At 36.4% G+C, this 14,870-nt stretch carries 11 protein-coding genes; all 11 read right to left on the bottom strand.

All coding sequences use genetic code 11. The features are described from left to right. Window positions 1-186: 186 nt before the first annotated feature. On the bottom strand, window positions 187-2,487 hold the full coding sequence (locus ACTU7M_RS04945) for a helix-turn-helix domain-containing protein (RefSeq protein WP_443473269.1): 2,301 nt from the start codon (window positions 2,485-2,487) through the stop codon (window positions 187-189). 525 nt (window positions 2,488-3,012) lie between these two features. Then, complete coding sequence (gene dhaL, locus ACTU7M_RS04940; RefSeq protein WP_443473268.1) at window positions 3,013-3,687, bottom strand: dihydroxyacetone kinase subunit DhaL; 675 nt, start codon at window positions 3,685-3,687, stop codon at window positions 3,013-3,015. After that, window positions 3,674-5,341 (bottom strand): ribulokinase, encoded by a 1,668-nt coding sequence (locus ACTU7M_RS04935; RefSeq protein ID WP_443473267.1) that lies wholly within the window; start codon window positions 5,339-5,341, stop codon window positions 3,674-3,676. Before ACTU7M_RS04935 ends, dhaL begins: the two co-directional genes overlap by 14 nt. Before the next feature lie 68 nt (window positions 5,342-5,409). After that, entirely contained in the window at window positions 5,410-6,063 is a 654-nt protein-coding gene (locus ACTU7M_RS04930; protein ID WP_443473390.1) for an L-fuculose-phosphate aldolase, read from the bottom strand. A gap of 24 nt (window positions 6,064-6,087) precedes the next feature. Beyond that, window positions 6,088-7,203, bottom strand: coding sequence for an ABC transporter substrate-binding protein (locus tag ACTU7M_RS04925; RefSeq protein WP_443473266.1), 1,116 nt, complete (start codon window positions 7,201-7,203; stop codon window positions 6,088-6,090). Between the two features lie 13 nt (window positions 7,204-7,216). After that, the gene (locus ACTU7M_RS04920) at window positions 7,217-8,212 is read right to left on the bottom strand and encodes an ABC transporter permease (RefSeq protein WP_443473265.1); all 996 of its coding nucleotides are present in this window, start codon (window positions 8,210-8,212) and stop codon (window positions 7,217-7,219) included. Then, on the bottom strand, window positions 8,190-9,719 hold the full coding sequence (locus tag ACTU7M_RS04915; protein WP_443473264.1) for a sugar ABC transporter ATP-binding protein: 1,530 nt from the start codon (window positions 9,717-9,719) through the stop codon (window positions 8,190-8,192). Before ACTU7M_RS04915 ends, ACTU7M_RS04920 begins: the two co-directional genes overlap by 23 nt. A gap of 13 nt (window positions 9,720-9,732) precedes the next feature. After that, the gene (gene fucU, locus ACTU7M_RS04910; RefSeq protein WP_443473263.1) at window positions 9,733-10,158 is read right to left on the bottom strand and encodes an L-fucose mutarotase; all 426 of its coding nucleotides are present in this window, start codon (window positions 10,156-10,158) and stop codon (window positions 9,733-9,735) included. A 19-nt stretch (window positions 10,159-10,177) separates the two neighbouring features. Then, entirely contained in the window at window positions 10,178-11,959 is a 1,782-nt protein-coding gene (locus tag ACTU7M_RS04905) for an L-fucose isomerase (protein ID WP_443473262.1), read from the bottom strand. Window positions 11,960-11,979: 20 nt separating this feature from the next. Beyond that, entirely contained in the window at window positions 11,980-13,131 is a 1,152-nt protein-coding gene (gene fucO, locus ACTU7M_RS04900) for a lactaldehyde reductase (RefSeq protein WP_443473261.1), read from the bottom strand. Next, the gene (locus ACTU7M_RS04895; RefSeq protein ID WP_443473260.1) at window positions 13,121-14,605 is read right to left on the bottom strand and encodes a rhamnulokinase; all 1,485 of its coding nucleotides are present in this window, start codon (window positions 14,603-14,605) and stop codon (window positions 13,121-13,123) included. Before ACTU7M_RS04895 ends, fucO begins: the two co-directional genes overlap by 11 nt. Between the last annotated feature and the right edge of the window lie 265 nt (window positions 14,606-14,870).

The raw sequence follows: 14,870 nt of genomic DNA, 5'->3' as shown, positions 1-14,870 counted from the left end.
TCTCCTCCTAAAATAGAATGTTGCTCCTTTCGATTTGTTACCGCTATCATAAGCGCTAATTCATTTTTTCAAAAGTGACATTTTTTTAAGAGCGAACCGCCCAAGAAACCTTATATGTAAGGGTTTTCTTGGGCGGTTCGCTGCGAAAAGGTACACAAAATTCCAGGGGTACAATTTCTTGGTGGTTCAATTTTTTGCTTGTTTAATGGCTTTTCGGAAGTCACTTGGCGTCAACCCGGCATTACGTTTGAAGGCACGTCGGAATGAGTGGGCACTGTTGTACCCGGACTCCTCGGCAACTTCCTCGACCGTCTGATTGAACTCCAGCAGGCGCGACTTGGAATGGCCAATGCGTACTTCCTCGATATAGTCAGACAGGTTAATTCCCACCTGCTCCTTGAACGTCAATGGGATGATTTTCTCGGAAATGCCAGTAAGTTCGGAAATCTTGTACACCGATAAATTGGGATCGTGGAAATGTTGCTGGATACATTTCTTTATTTTGGAAATCAGCTGTTGGCGATTCGTCATTTTTTCTTCTAGAATAACTTGTGCTATTTCCCAAAGGATATCCGAAATATCAGTGAAATTTTGCTTCAAAGTTGCTTCTGAAAGAACCATCTTATCCAGACGGTCTTGTATTTGATCTTTTTTAGCAACATTCAAATGAATATTTTTTGACAGAATCCGATTTACCGTATTTTTCATAGAGGTGAGCAATTGGAAAAATCCGTGACTATCCAACTTTCTACTCTCGGTGTTTTCAGTTAAGATTGTTTCTAGAATCGCATTTACTTCTGCGGTCTCACCATTGTTAACACAGGTAATCATCCTTGCTTCCAATTCGATTGGATAGTAATAATCCATTTTTCGATATTCATTACTTTCATTCCATGTATAAATCTTGCCCACCTTCTGTTCCGTTTGAATAACCGGCAGAACCTGTTTTGCCTCTTCGTAAGCAATCGGTATTTGTTTCAACTCGTCAAACGGACGCCCAAGTGCAATGTTTACTTTCAACTTATATTCGTTTGCGAAACACACTAATAGCGTCTGCAATTGGGCTTGCATTTCTTTCTTATCTACTGAGCTCAAGGATGTTTCCCTGGTTACGATGAAGAGTACTTGATCTTTTTCAATGTTTGAAAGCAGAATGCATTGTCCCAGCTTTTCTTGTAATTGGTTCTGGATGAACAGTTGCGCCATGTTTATTTCCGCTAACATTTCTTTATCTAATTCGTCCAACAGATGGACAATGGACACAATGCCAACATAACCGTAGGGACCAGCCAGTTGGATTTCTGCTTGCTCCAGTAATTCTTGGGTCGATTTTGTGAAAGCAAGCTCCCCAGTGACCAACTTACGGATTAATGAGTCACGTAATAAGGGCAGTTGGTCATCGATTTGTGCTTTCAGACGTTTATTGCTGTTAACAACATCAACTACATTCTTGTGTATGAAATCATAGGGACTTTCTTCCGCTTCTATTTTGGAAGCTTGTAAGGCCGCCAATACTTTACTTAACGGTAGACTGCTTTGGTAGGCAAAGACATACACAAAAAGAAGACCCAGTGCGACTGTAATTCCTGCGATCAGTAAACTGACATTTCGGATAGCGTTAGCATCCTGCAACACTGCTTCCTGAGGTAAAACAGCAACGTACTGCCAACCATTATTTTGTGATTCAGTTTTGATAATCAAAAAATCATCAGAATCTTCCTTTAAGACAAACTTATCCTTTTCTTCATCGTAAAAGGGAATGGCATCCGTTTCTCCATCCTTCAGGAGCAACTGCTTCTGATTATCAAAAATAAAAATTGTTCCATCATAATTGGCTGATACATGGTTCAGATGGGAGAGTGTTTCTTTGACATTTATCATGACCACCAAATTTGTGTGAACCCCTTCATTCAGTGAATGAAGAGTATGAACATAGGGGATGAAACCTTCTTTCTTCCCGTGGATGGTGACATTTTTAAAAGGTAAATATTTGCGGTTGGCATCTTCTTGGTTGATGGCCCGTTGCCAAGTCGCATAATCCAATCCCTCGTATGAATGACTCTCAAAAAAATCATTGGGCCGTATATACGCCCCGTCTGGACTGACAATCACATTGAGATTATTGAAATATATGTAAAAATTGCTGAATAATTGGTTTGCATACCAGTAAGGAGCGATACGATCAACAACCCGATTGATGTCGGTTGGAATTTGGGTCTGATCAGTCGGAAGTCGCTTGGAAAGTTGCTGTATCTCAGGGTTATAAAAGAGTTGTTGGACAAAGCTTTCGATTTCAGCATTCTTTTGTTCAAACATATCGCGGGTTTGATTAAGTAAAATCATACTGTTTTCGTTGGCATTCTTCTTTAGTTGATTAATATTGATCTGGTATATAAAAAAGCTCGCCAATAACGGAATGGCTAGCACCAATAGATAAGACGGCAAAAAACGCTTGATTATACTGGGATTTTCAGGCTTTCTGAACATTTCGGACCTCCTATAAAAATAAGAACATATAGCTTTAACGCCGTTTTTTGAATTTTTTTCTGAAAGCCCTGTTGGTTAGATACAGGCGCTCAAAAAAATCTCCAACAAATATGTAACCCTTTTCATTTGTCTGGAAATTTTAATAACACTGTTTCTATATTAAAACGAAATGATAATTTTAGCAAGGTCATGATAAAATCAACACTTCCTATTTAATCGGAAGTGTTGATTTCTTTTATTTTGAGACGGAGATCTCTTTAGGTTAAATTTATCAATAGGTCTTGAGTTTTTTTGCCATGCGGATTCGTTTCTACATTTTCAATCACGACTGACTTTTTCTTTTTCATTCCAAGTATTTTTTATAGTAAATAGCATTTTTGTTATCATCATTTCCGAAGAAGAAACTCTGATAATGGTAAGAGCTTTAAAACTATTCGAATATGACAGAAGTCATAACTGTGCAATTTATCAACGGTTTCAAATCAATACACCTTAAGAGATATTGTTGCTATATTAAATATCAAACTAATAATTTGATGTTTTCAACAAATCAGATATCATTTCATCTTTATAAAATTCATATATTGTTAATAAAATAAGGTACATAGAATAGGCACCTGGATCAATATGACCTAGCGTTTTTTCACCAAAATAACTTGCACGTCCTTTTTTGGCTATCATATTTTTTGTTTCAAGCATTGCATAATCAGCCGCTGAAATCATATTTTCTAAAACCTCTAGATGTGAAATTTTATTATTTTCTTGATGGCTAAAAAGGTTTTGTACTGCTGCATCTAGCACATCGTACATCGTTTTTTGTCCAGTTTCTACCTCCCCAAGTTCTTTAATCTCTTCTCCCATATCTTTCAAAATTTGTTTAAAATCCTTCATATCGAGTTTTGCTTTACCCGATAGTTTTTTGGAGGCTTCATTAAGAGAACTACCATAAAGAAATGTACCGATTCCTCCTCCTACCCTTAGAAAGGTATCACCCATATTTTTTAAAATAGAACCAAAATCTTCTTTATTTGTTTGAGTCAACACTTGTCTCATTTCCACGAAGGAAAGTTCCATGTTAGTACCATGATCGCCATCCCCTATTTCTGTGTCCAACTTATCTAAAAAGTCTTTTTCAATTCTAAATTTTTCTTCAAGCCTGCGAATTAGTTGAATTACAAACATACGATTAATTTTTACCATAGTCAACGTCTCCGTTTTCTTTTGATATTTTTAAGAGTTTTTTCATTGTGTCACTGTTTTTTCCGAAATAATCATGGATTGAAATATACTCTTTGTACAATTCATTATAAGTTTTAGCATTCTCTTCATTTGGATAATAAATCGCAGGATTCTTATCTAGTTTCGATTGAATTTCTTCAATCGTTAAATCCTTCTCTGCGGCTACTGCAGCAAAAATTGCAGCTCCGATTGCAGGTGTTTGGAGGTATGGGGATACTATGATTTGTCTTCCCAATACATCCGCATAAATTTGATTCAGCAACTTATTTTTATAAGAGATACCACCAGTAAATTTAATCTCATTTATTTTTATTCCTGCGGCCTCATATGTTTCAATGATTTGTCTTTTTCCATAAGCTGTTGCTTCTATTAAAGCTCTAAATATTTCTTCAGATTTAGTATTTAAGGTTAATCCCAAAATTGTACCCGTTAAATCAGTATCCATTAATACAGATCTACTTCCATTATGCCAATCTAAAGCCAATAAACCATTGCTTCCGGGTTTCATTTTTTCTGCCTCGTTTTCTAACAGTTCAAAAATCGAAATATTATTTTCTTTGGCTTTTATATATTTTTTTTCAGGAACCAATTCTTCAATAAACCATCCAAAAATATCACCTACAGCATTTTGGCCTGACTCATATGCATACAGTTCATTTCCACCACCCCCTAATACAACGCCAGATATACCTTTAACATCTGTTTTTTTATCTGATAGAACTATATCGCAGGAAGAAGTTCCAATCACACTGAGAAACTGTCCTTTCTGAGTGATACCTGTTGAGGAAACAGCTACATGTGCATCAATGTTTGCAACCGAAACCGGTGTATTAACCGGAAGCCCTGTTAATCTTGAAAATTCTTCTTTTAGCCCACCTGCAACAGCAGTGACAGGGAAATATTTATCATTCAGTTTTTCAGTAACTACATTTTCAAACAAGGGATTTATTGCTTTAAAATAGTCTTTACCTGGGAAACCTTTTTCCGGATCGTACATTGCTTTGTAGCCTGCCATTGCCAAGCTTCTCTTCTCGTTGCCGGTGAGTTGCCAAACTAACCAATCTCCAGCTTCAATAAAAGAATCCATTTCCTCATATAGTTCTTGATCTTCTTCAAGAATTTGAAGAAGCTTTGGGAATAACCATTCCGAGGATATTTTCCCACCGTAGTAATGAATCCATTCATTATTTGTACTGTGTGCTACTTCATTGATTTTATCAGCTTGGGGTTGTGCCGCATGATGCTTCCATAATTTAACCCATGAATGAGGGTTATCTTTCCATTTTTCAATATTACACAGTGGTGTCCCACTTGAATTTACCGGTAGAACTGTGCAAGAGGTAAAGTCAATTCCGATTCCAATCAGATTTTTTAAATTATATCCTGTTGCAGAAATTTCTCTACAAACACTCACAAAGGAGGTAATGTAATCATTTGGATTTTGTAATGCCCATTTATTCTCTAGTTTGATATTATAATTTGGTAAATTACGCTCTATTACGCCATCTGCATATTCTGAAACAGCCTCTGCTAGTTCTGTTCCAGAGTCTACATCCAATAAAACTGCTCTAGCAGAAAGAGTACCAAAATCAATTCCTAATGCATATTTCCCCATTTTCATTCTCCTTTTGAAAACGAAGGCTGGGCTTATCAGCCCAGCCTTCGCATGTTCTTGTCTATTATTTAAACTTTTTCTTTAATTTGTCCATATGTCTTGAATTTTTCTGCCATTCTTTCCATTTCTTCATCGTCAATCACTATTGGTTCGCCAATACTTTTGGCTTTAATATATATTTCAGAGCAATATTCGACTTCTTCAAGGACATTGTAAGCATTTGGTAAATCCACTGCTCCTGTAAGAATTCCATGATTTGCTAATAATACTGCCTTTCTATCTGTCATAGCTTCAAACGCATTTTCAGCCAATTCTGGAGTTCCGTATGAAGCGTATTCTGCACATTTCACATCTTTTCCAGCTACAGCCAGCATATAATGTGTTGCTGGCAATGGCCATCTTAGCTCTGCTAAAACAGTTGAGTGAATAGTATGGCCATGAATGACAGCATTAATATCTGTTCTTCGCTCATAAAACAATTTATGCATTACCCATTCACTGGATTGGCTCCTTTTTCCCTCTACGATAGTCCCATCAAGTTGCATAATCACTATATCTTCTTCTTCAATTTCATGAAAAGGAATTCCAGAAGGGGTAATGGCCATTAATTCTAGTTCTCTGTTATAAATACTTAAATTACCACCTGTTCCAAGTGTGTATTTTTCATCTAACAGTTTTTTCCCAAACTTAACTAATTGTTTTCTCTCTTTTTCTAACACGATATGATTCCTCTTTTCTATGGATTATTACTCGTAAAGTAGTGGTGAAACTTCATCAGAATCAATATTTGATGAGTCATACCAAACTGCACCAGTATCAACGTCGTCTACTGTTTCCCCATTTAATGCTTTTATTGCTAACTCTACAGCTTTGTATCCAATAGATACGGGATCTTGAGTAATCGAGCCATAGAAAACTTCATTTCTAATAGCATCTTGCTGAATCTTACCTGAATCGAATCCTACTGCTAATACTTTGTCTCCGAGAATACCACCAACAGAGTTATTAGCATTAATTAATCCTTTTGCAGCAAATTCATTTGAGCCAAAGACTGCAATTGTATCATTTTTATTTAAAAGCGTTTGTCCTGTAGTTTGACCAGCAGCATCTGTCATTTGAGCCGGAACTTGAAGATCAATAATTACAGCCGCGTCACCTTCAGAAACGCCATTAGCAAATTTACTATGTCCAACGACAGCTACAGAATCTTTTAATCCATCGACAGAAGATGCTAATTCAACCATTTTGTCAATAAAACCATTCGTACGATCTGTGATTGATTGTGAGTTGACCTCCTGTGAAAGGACACCGATTCGTACAGGTTTTTCTTTTGTTGCACCACTGATTTCAGCTTCTAAAGCTTCGAAAATCTTTTCAGCACCAATAGTTGCTGCTACATAATTATCAGTTGAAGCATTGGCAGCAATGCTTCCCTCTGGTGCATTTGGAACACCTGAGTCAAATCCGATAATAGGAATATTTGAATCCGAAGCTTGATTTAGTAAATCAATTTGAGATTCTGTATCTAAAGAAGCCAATACGATTGCACTTGGATTCTTATTTATAGCATTACTCAACATTTGTACTTGTTCTTGAATAGCAGTTTCGTTTGCAGGTCCCACAAAATTAATTGTTGCTCCAAATTCTTCAGCTGCTTTGTCAGCGCCATCATTTACAGATTTCCAAAATTGATGTTGGAATCCCTTAGCTACAACTTCAATTGTGATGCTGTCGCCATTAGAAGCCTCTGAATCGGTAGAATTACTTGTAGTATCTCCTGCACTTGTAGATCCACACGCTGCTAATAAAACTAAAGATGAAACTCCCAATACAAACGATTTAACCTTGTTGTTAAATTTCATTTTTGATATCCCCCTATACTCTCTTTTTCTTTTGTTTAATAACATCGACTAAAACAGCAACAATTATAACGATACCAGTGATAAATGTTTGATAATGAGGTTGAAGTCCAATAAATGGTAGTCCAGTCTTCAAGACTGCCATAATGAAAACACCAATCATAGTTCCAGTGATACTTGCAATCCCACCTGACATGGACGTTCCACCAATAATTACACCCGCAATTGCATCAGTTTCCATTCCCATTCCTTCGCCAGGAAGAATAGATGTGTATGTTGCAGCGTAAGCAATACCAGCTAATCCAATGAAGAATCCACTAATAATATAGGCACTCCATTTCCACTTCACTGTATTAATACCTGACAAGCGAGCAGCTTCCTCATTACTACCAATTGATAAAATATAACGGCCATTAGAAGTATGGTTCAGTACAATTGACATGAGAACTGCAAAGATAATTAAAAGTATAATTCCCGTCGGAAAATTATTTGCAGTTTTGAATAAACTTTTGTAATATCCCTCTGGGCTATTTCTAAGTGGATAGTTGATTGTTTGCACATTAGTTATGATGGATCCAAGTCCTCTTGTAACCATCTGTGTACCTAATGTAGCAATAAAAGGTGGTAAATTGAGCTTAGCGATCAAAAATCCATTCAACACCCCTAATAAGATACCGAAGATTAAAGTTCCCAATAGAGCAACCCAAACTGGTAACCCTAGTGTTTGGTAGAGCATACCTCCAGTTAGTGCAGCTGCAATCATCCCTGTCCCTAATGATAGGTCGATCCCACCAGTAGCGATTACGAATGTAACCCCAATTGCAAGGAAGCCAATATAGTAAGCTGAATCAAAAATACTGGTTAAAGTATTAACCGATTGGAAGGAATCACTCATAAAATAGAAAATTAGATACACAATTACTAAAGCTAACCCTGCTACAAATTGCTGAGAGCTCGCTAAATTCTTAAAGGTACTATTTTTTTTCGGATTAGCTAATTCTACGTTGCTCATTATTCTCATCTCCATTTCTTGTAGTTGCTAAAGTCAATATTTTTTCTTGCGTCGCTTCTTCAATTGATACTTCTCCTGTCATTCTGCCTTCACATAAAACGATAACTCTATCACTCATTCTTAAAATCTCAGTCATTTCTGAAGATATCATGATAATAGATTTACCCATTTCCACAAGTTCATTGATCAAATCATATATTTCACTTTTTGCTCCAATATCAATCCCTCTGGTAGGTTCATCCAAAATGATAATATCACTGTCTCTGACTAGCCATTTTGCAATTACAACCTTTTGCTGGTTACCACCAGACAAATTCTTAACGAGTTGAGTAGGTGAGCTAGACTTAATTTTTAATTTTTCTCGATAGATATCGGTTTCCGTCAAAATCTTCTTCTCATCAATTAACTTATTCTTTTGAAAATTTTCTAATGTAGGTAATGCTATATTGTGAGCAATGGATTTTTCTGTTAAAATCCCGTATCGTCTTCTGTCTTCCGATATATATCCGATACCCAAATTAACAGCATCTGTTGTATTGTTGATAGTAACTTTTTCACCATTGATGTAAATTTCTCCAGAATCAAGCCTATCTGCGCCAAAAATAGCTCTGGCTGTTTCAGTTCTCCCTGCTCCCATTAAGCCTGAAAAGCCAAGGATTTCGCCTTTTCTTAATGTGAAGCTAATATCCTTTACCATTGACCCTGCATTTAGATTTTTCACTTCGAGAACTACAGGGGCATTTGAATCAACATTTGATTTTTTTTTCGGCTCTTCAGTTAAAGTTCTTCCTACCATCATCCGGATGATATCCTCTTTTGATGTACTCTCAGTATGTACGGTGTTTACATAAGTTCCATCTCTCATTATGGTAATTCGATCGGTGATAATTCCAATTTCATCCATCCGATGAGATATGTAAACGATACCAATTCCTTGCTTTCTTAGATCTCTGATTATTATAAATAAATCTTCAATTTCTTTGTTTGATAAAGCTGCGGTTGGTTCATCAAAAACAATTATTTTGGCATTCATACTTATCGCTTTTGCGATTTCAACCATTTGTTGATTTCCCACTGTTAACTCTCCGACCCGTTGATTCGGATCGATAGCAACGCCTAATTTTTCGAAAAGATTTTTAGATTTGTTCACTAAATCTTTATCATCAATAAACAACCCTTTAGTTTTAGTTTCTCGACCAATAAATATATTTTCAGCAACTGTTAAATCTTTCATCATGTTTAGCTCTTGATGGACAATTACAACACCATCATCCTGAGCTTCTTTAGGACTCGAATATACTTTTTCTTGCCCATTAATTACTACAGTTCCACTATCTCTGGTATATACACCCGTCAAAATTTTCATGAGTGTGGACTTCCCCGCTCCATTCTCACCCATTAATGCATGTACTTCACCTGAAAAAAGATCAAACTGAACATTATCAAGGGCTTTGACCCCTGAAAAAGATTTCGAAATGTTTTTCATCTCTAATAATTTTTCGCTCATATGGAATCTCTCCTTACTTAATTACGCCTTTTTTTATGATTATATTTGCGTAGAGCGCTTCTTCACCGGTCGCAACCACAGCATATGCATTTTTTGCTTGTTCATAGAATTCAAAACGTTCTAAATATTTCACACTGTAGGGCTCGCCGGATTTTTTTAATATTTCCGTATATTCATTCCATATGGTAGGTTCGTATGAATCTCCTTCGCTTATACCCATCAGAAAAACTTGATGCTCCGCGTATGAATCTAAAGGATATAGCTCAAGAATAGCAGTCATTAATTCTGGAACATTATTACCATCGTAGCGTACAACTCGATCGTTAAGTGCTGCAGATGGAAAATTTCCATCTGCAATCACTAACTCGTCGCCATGACCCATTTCAGACAATATTTTTAGTAATTCTGGTGAAATGATTTTAGGTATTTTTTTTAACATTTTCCTTTACCTCCGATTATTATCCGTACAATGGTCCATAGTTTTTACATGCTTCAAAATCAGCACTTTCTAAGTCCTTGGTACCAAAAGTTCCAAAAGTATGAGGGCGGAAGATGCGTTCCCTCGGTACATTATGGAATACGACTGGAATACGTAACATACTTGCTAATGTAATCAATTCATCGCCAACGTGTCCATAGACGCTGGAACTATGATTGGACTCCCAATTATTCATGACATTGTAAACCGTTTCAAATCCTGGTTCTCCTAAGTTAGGCGCAAACCATGTAGTAGGCCAAGCATTATCAGTACGATCATCGATAATTTGTGAAGCTTCGGAATCGATTTTGCATGTATATCCTTCTGCAATTTGCAATGTTGGTCCGACACCATCTGCCACATTCACGCGATACATCGTAATTGGCATTTCTTCATTCGTTACGAACCGTGAAGAGTAACCACCACCTCGGAAATATTCATAGTTTGCTCTACACCAAACAGTTGCATCTACACATGCTTGAACATCTGATTCTGTCATATTCCAGAATTCTTTAGTGACAGCTTTTCCTTCTTCGTCTTTAACGGCTCCGCTCATATCCAAAGCAGCAGCTCCTGAATTTTTCAAAAGAATAATTCCATCTTTTGCTTTTCCTTCAAGCTTATGGCCAGTCACACGTTCAACAGACTCCGGACTCCAGTACGTTCTAACGTCCGCAAACATTGGTGCCTTATTAGTAACAAGTGTCCCCAACATCAACGAAGCTCCATTTAGAGTATCATTTTCAGTTGCAAAAGGTGTGATAGGACGAGGTCCATTCCAATCAAAAGTAGAATTCATGATCGCTTCCGTGAAATCTCCATTTGGTAACCAATCGGTCCATTGGCGTTGCCCTTGGAATCCACCGGAAATAGCATTTCTTCCACGAGCTTCTTCTTTCCAACCAATGTCTGCCAATTTTTCATTACCAAACATAATATCTCGTGTAATGATGGCATGCTTAGCAATAAATTCCCAATCTTTGTCTGCAGCGACAACTTTAGACTTGGTAATAATTTCTGGGAAGTCTTTCCCTTCATTTAAATCATGGCCTTCTTTACAATTCTCCTTAATCCAGGCCAAAGCTTTTTCATATTCATCTTTATCATAAATTTCTAAAGTAATTCGTCTTAAAATTTCTGTCATATCCACATATTCTACAGCCATGCCTAAGTATTTATTGAACAATTCACTATCTACCTGTGAGCCAGCAATTCCCATACATGAAGATCCGATATTCACATATGATTTACCTTTCATTTGCCCAACTGCAAATACTCCTTTGGCAAAAGAAAGTAATTTTTTCCGTACATCTGTTGGAATAGAATTGTCATCCAAATCTTGTACTTCTTCTCCATAAATTTTAAATACGGGTTGCCCTTTTTGTGCATAAGCAGCAGTTGAGGCTGCTAAAAATACAGCACCTGGTCTTTCGGTACCATTGAATCCCCAAACAGCCTTGATATTTGTAGGATCTAAATCCAATACTTCCGTTCCATAGCACCAGGCTGGCGTTACAGTTAATGTTGCAACAATATTCTCGGTAGAAAACTGATCGGTAACTTTACCAGCATCGCCTCTACCGCCAATTGTACGATCAGCTATCACACATTGGGCGGGTGTTCCGTCTGCATATCGTAAACTTTCCTCAATCAATTTTTTAGCTTCCAAAGCCATTTGCATCGTTTTATTTTCTAATGATTCACGGACTCCACCTTGTCGTCCATCGATTACTGGTCTAATTCCTAGTTTTGGATATTGCATTAAATTTTCCTCCTCAATTATTAAAATGCTTTCTTATAAAGTTCGAACAAATCTTCTTTAGTAACTTCTTTTGGATTTCCTGGAGTACAAGCATCATTAAGCGCGTAATCCGCTAATAACTCTAAATCGTCTTCTTTTACTCCTAATTCAGAAATTTTTTCTGGTATTCCTAAATCTGTAGATAACTCTTTTACTGCATCGATAGCAGCTCTTCTATATTCACTTTGACTCATTGCCTCTGTATTTTTGACTCCCAAAGCTTCAGCAATATCTTTGAATCGGGTGCCCGTTGCATCCGCATTAAATTCTAAGACATATGGTAAAAGTACTGCGTTAGCTGCACCATGAGCAATGCCATATACAGCTCCTAGCGGGTGAGCCATTGAGTGTACGATTCCCAATCCAGCATTACTGAATCCCATCCCTGCAACATACTGAGCAATAGCCATTTTTTCTCTCGCTTCTTTTGATCCTTTAAGCGCTGAATCTCTTAGATTTTCTCCAATTAATTTAATAGCATGTAAGTGCAATGCATCTGTAATTTCCCAAGCACCTCTTGTAATGTATCCTTCCACGGCGTGGGTCAAGGCGTCCATTCCTGTAAAGGCCGCTAATGATTTCGGCATACTTGTTACTAAGTCGGTATCAATAATTGCGACAATAGGAAGGTCGTTTGGATCTACAACAACAAATTTTCTTTGTTTTTCTTCATCTGTAATTACATAGTTAATCGTTACTTCTGCAGCAGTCCCAGATGTTGTGGATACTGCGATGATTGGAATACAGCGATTATTGGTAACCGCTCCTTCCAAACTTGTTATATCTTCAAACTCAGGATTGGTTAAAACCACACCAATGGCTTTAGCAGTATCAATAGCAGACCCACCACCAACAGCGACAATCACATCAGCTAAAATTTCTTTAGCTTTTATAATTCCTGCCTTAACATTCGATACTGTTGGATTCTCTTGTACTTCATCAAAAATTGAATAATTAATTCCTTGCTGACTCAATAATTCAGTAACTTTAGTCGCAACACCCAAGTCAATTAATTCTTTTTGTGTTACTACTAAAACATTTTTAAATTTATGTTCCTTAATTATTCTAGGAATTTCATTTCTAGCATTTGAACCGAAATATGCGGCTTCATTTAGAACTAATTTATTTACCAATTTTCACGCCTCCACTTAAAGTTTGTTTATAGTTGTAGTACTTTGTTTCCCAATTTTCATTGTCTTCTGGTGAGAATGTTTTTGTTTCAAATGAATTTGCTAGGATAGCTTTACCATTATCCAAGCTTTCAATAACATTCATAGCTAACATCTGCACTAGGCTATTACCTAAAGCTGTTGCCTCAGTAAACCCGGAAATTACATTTAAATTTAATGAATTAGCTGTACATTGGGAAAGAAAATCTGCATTTGCTCCGCCACCGACTATGTATATATCTTTAAAATATTTACCGACGCTGTCGCATAACTCTTCATAAGCTGTACGATATTTTAAAGCAAGATTTTCGTAAATTACCCTTACTATTTCTCCATCACTTAAAGGAATATCCTGATTTGTTTTTTTGGCGAGTAGCCTGATTCTTTTTGGTATGTCTCCTGGAACTGTCAGCTCTGCTAAATCAGTATCAAAATAGCATTCAACAGATTTCGCATTTTTTGCCATTTGGGAAATATCGTCAAAGGTGTAATTTTTACCTTCTCTTTCAAACTGTTTTTTGGCTTCCTGAATTAACCAAAGACCAGTAATGTTTTTCAACAACGTTATCTTATTATCCACACCAGTTTCATTTGACAAATTATTATAATAAGTATTTTCAGAAATATTTGGTTCATTAAGCTGTGTCCCAATTAGTGACCATGTGCCCGACGACAAGAATAGAGTTTCTTTGTTGTTAAAAGGTGTACAGACAATCGCACTTGCTGTATCATGAGATCCTATCGCAATAACCTTTTTATTAGATACACCCAATTTTTCAACTATAGAATCTTTCAATCGTCCGACTACATTGCCTGGATCGATAATTTCAGGAAACATGCTTGTTTTAAAACCTAGTTTTTCAATTAATCCATAATCCCAATTTTGTTTTGTGGGGTTATATAATTGAGTTGTAGAGGCAATTGTTCTCTCTGTTTTAATCGATCCCGTTAAGTAGTAATTGATTAAATCTGGCATCATCAAAAGATGTTCCGCTCTGTCGTAAATTTTTGGTTTTTGATTTTTTAGTGTGTAAAGTTGGAATAAAGTGTTGATTTCCATATTTTGAATGCCTGTTTTTTGGTACAAAGATAATGGATCAATAATTTCTTTAATCTTGGAAAAAGAACCATTAGTTCTCTTGTCTCTATAATGGTAGGGATTTTCAATCAATTCTCCGTTTTTATCAAGTAATCCAAAATCTACCCCCCAGGTATCAATTGCCAAACTATCAAAATCACCTAATTGCTCAGCTTTTTTGATTGATTTATATATTTCATCCATTATAAATTCAAAATCCCATCTTAAACTTCCGTTGCTATCAATAGCATAATTTGAAAATCGGTTAACCTCTTTTATCACCATTTTTTGATTCTCTAGGGTGGTTAAGACCGCTCTTCCTGAGGAAGCTCCTAAATCGAATGCTAATACCCCTTTCATTTCTTCACCTCCGAATATTTGCTCTGTAGAAAATTTACCATTTAAGCGATTACATTTCTATACTTGATCGTACTGTTGAAATGTAATCGTTTTCGATGGATTACTTGTTCATTTTTGTTCAAATTCGCTCAAATGATAATTTCTGTATTTTATAACAATATGCCAATTTCACTTACGTTTATGTCATTGTACATTTTTTATATTAGTAGTATATTATCGGAAGAGCGCTTTCATTGTTCGTTTCGGAGCAAATAAAAAAATTATT

Source organism: Jeotgalibaca sp. A122 (assembly GCF_052266715.1).
Taxonomy (GTDB): domain Bacteria; phylum Bacillota; class Bacilli; order Lactobacillales; family Aerococcaceae; genus Jeotgalibaca.
This window is presented reverse-complemented; position numbering and strand designations above follow the sequence as displayed.

Excerpts from the sequence above, each read along its gene's own strand:
- ACTU7M_RS04945 (WP_443473269.1), bottom strand. The coding sequence starts at position 2,487 with ATGTTCAGAAAGCCTGAAAATCCCAGTATAATCAAGCGTTTTTTGCCG.
- dhaL (WP_443473268.1), bottom strand. The coding sequence starts at position 3,687 with ATGGTAAAAATTAATCGTATGTTTGTAATTCAACTAATTCGCAGGCTT.
- ACTU7M_RS04935 (WP_443473267.1), bottom strand. The coding sequence starts at position 5,341 with ATGGGGAAATATGCATTAGGAATTGATTTTGGTACTCTTTCTGCTAGA.
- ACTU7M_RS04925 (WP_443473266.1), bottom strand. The coding sequence starts at position 7,203 with ATGAAATTTAACAACAAGGTTAAATCGTTTGTATTGGGAGTTTCATCT.
- ACTU7M_RS04920 (WP_443473265.1), bottom strand. The coding sequence starts at position 8,212 with ATGAGCAACGTAGAATTAGCTAATCCGAAAAAAAATAGTACCTTTAAG.
- ACTU7M_RS04915 (WP_443473264.1), bottom strand. The coding sequence starts at position 9,719 with ATGAGCGAAAAATTATTAGAGATGAAAAACATTTCGAAATCTTTTTCA.
- fucU (WP_443473263.1), bottom strand. The coding sequence starts at position 10,158 with ATGTTAAAAAAAATACCTAAAATCATTTCACCAGAATTACTAAAAATA.
- ACTU7M_RS04905 (WP_443473262.1), bottom strand. The coding sequence starts at position 11,959 with ATGCAATATCCAAAACTAGGAATTAGACCAGTAATCGATGGACGACAA.
- ACTU7M_RS04895 (WP_443473260.1), bottom strand. The coding sequence starts at position 14,605 with ATGAAAGGGGTATTAGCATTCGATTTAGGAGCTTCCTCAGGAAGAGCG.